1 protein-coding gene is annotated in these 900 nt (G+C 62.4%); it reads right to left on the bottom strand.

Annotated elements, in window-relative coordinates; translation table 11 throughout:
* On the bottom strand, nucleotides 1-900 hold a 900-nt coding region (vgrG, locus tag BMI79_RS22840), incomplete at both ends, for a type VI secretion system tip protein VgrG (RefSeq protein WP_125828886.1).

Genomic DNA, 900 nt, shown 5'->3' on the forward strand with positions numbered 1-900 from the left:
TTGGCGGTGGTGCTGGTCACCCGTGCCGGCAACGTACCGGCCATCTTGGGTTTGGGGAGCAACGCCGGGCGGAAGCCGTAATCCTCGGAATAAGGGATGGCCTCGAACGCCACTTCAAAGCTGCGGTCGCGCCGTGCCGAACTGGTGGTACGCACGATCACCACGCCCTGGGCAAACGCGGCAGGGGCATAGCTGCCCGTGACCTTCAGTTCCACGCCCGGTACCAACGTTGCGGTGTTGGCAACGCCGGTGAACCGGGTTTGTGCGTTCAGGTAGCGCTCATGGCGCAGACGGGCATAAAAGGCGCCGCTTTCCGGCTCTGGCTCACGCCCTTCGCCGCCTGCGGTCAGGTAGTTGTCGGCGAAGTGATAGGCTTCACCGTAGGTGGTGGCGTCACCGCGGGTCACATCCACCTGGCTGCTCAGGTCGGCGGTGGCGGTGCGGTAGTTGTAATCGTTAAGGCTGACCGATTTCTCCACCACCTGATGGGCGCTGGACAAATCCCACACCGAGTCCACACCGCTGTCGTGCAGGCCGGAAGGCGGCACCGCCTGCAGGGTCATCCCCTGCTGGTAATGGCGCTGGTCGTCGTAAAACTCCACCACGTCGATATGGAGCTTCGGGTCGGCGGTAAAGCGGAACCAGATACCCACCTCGGCCAGCAGGCGCGAGATGAAGGTCAGGTCGTCTTCACCGTACTGCATCACCTGCTCACGGCGCGGATACTCATGGGCCAGCGTGAAGACAAAATCCTGCCCGCGCATGTCGTGGCGTTCCCGCAGGATTTTCTCCACAATGCCCGGCACCGAGATATCCTGATAAATCGCGTTCTGATGGCTGCGTGACAGCAGCGCCAAGCGCGGTTGCAGGCAGACTTCATAGTGGCTTTCGTCGCGCGAG

Origin of the sequence: Serratia oryzae (assembly GCF_001976145.1) — a bacterium.
Classification (GTDB): Bacteria; Pseudomonadota; Gammaproteobacteria; order Enterobacterales; family Enterobacteriaceae; genus Chania; species Chania oryzae.